Origin of the sequence: Lysobacter concretionis Ko07 = DSM 16239 (assembly GCF_000768345.1) — a bacterium.
Classification (GTDB): Bacteria; Pseudomonadota; Gammaproteobacteria; order Xanthomonadales; family Xanthomonadaceae; genus Novilysobacter; species Novilysobacter concretionis.
Map to the genome: position 1 here is coordinate 1 of NZ_AVPS01000021.1, position 869 is coordinate 869.

Consider the following 869-nt stretch of genomic DNA (forward strand, 5'->3'; position numbering starts at 1 on the left):
AACTGAGTGTCACGTGAGTGACAGGCGGCTCTTCGGAGCCGCTGCGGTAAACCGAAGCCCGGTGTCATACCGGGCTTCGGCCGTTTATCCCGCGGGACCCCCCTGTTAATGAATTGTTGTCGAATGTGTATCATCACGTTCGTGACTGTGGAGCGCCGGGCGGCCTTCACAGTGACTCGCCAATTTTTCGGCAAGGCATCGCCAAAGAAATCCCCCGATATCACTGAAGGAGTTTGATATGAAGATTCGCTTGTTGAGCACTGCGTTGCTCGCGGGCCTGGCGTTTGCGTCGGCCGCAAATGCACAGGATTTTGACGATCGCTGGTATCTCACCGGTTCGGCTGGTTTCAACCTGCAGGACAGTGACCGCGGCACCAATGACGCCCCGTTTCTCACCCTGGGCGTTGGCAAGTTCGTCAGCCCGAACTGGTCGATTGATGGCGAGCTGAACTACCAGAACCCGAACAACAGCGCCAACCAGGACTTGAACTGGAGCCAGTACGGCGTCTCGCTCGACCTGCGTCGCCACTTCCTGACCGAAGGCCGCAACTGGAACCCGTATGCCGTGGTCGGCCTGGGCTACCAGCGCGCTGAAGAAGAGTTCGACAACTTCCCGAGCGTCAATTCGCCGGGTCAGCGCGAAGACGGCAACCTGGCTGCCAAGGTTGGCGTGGGTCTGCAGGCCGACCTGGGTCGCGTCGGTGTGCGCACCGAGCTGGCCTACCGCGGTGACTTCGATGACCAGAGCGTGGCCAATCCCAGTGAAAACTGGTTCGGCGACCTGCTGGCCTCGGTGGGCGTGATCGTGCCGCTGGGTGCCGCCCCGGTTGCTGCCGTTGCTCCGGCCCCGGTGGCCCCGAGCTGCGCGG

The 869-nt window shown here is 61.8% G+C and carries 1 protein-coding gene; it reads left to right on the forward strand.

From position 1 onward, the window contains the following. Positions 1–238: 238 nt before the first annotated feature. A partial coding sequence (locus tag N792_RS13280; RefSeq protein ID WP_036196152.1) for a porin family protein occupies positions 239–869 on the forward strand: 631 nt, incomplete at its 3' end.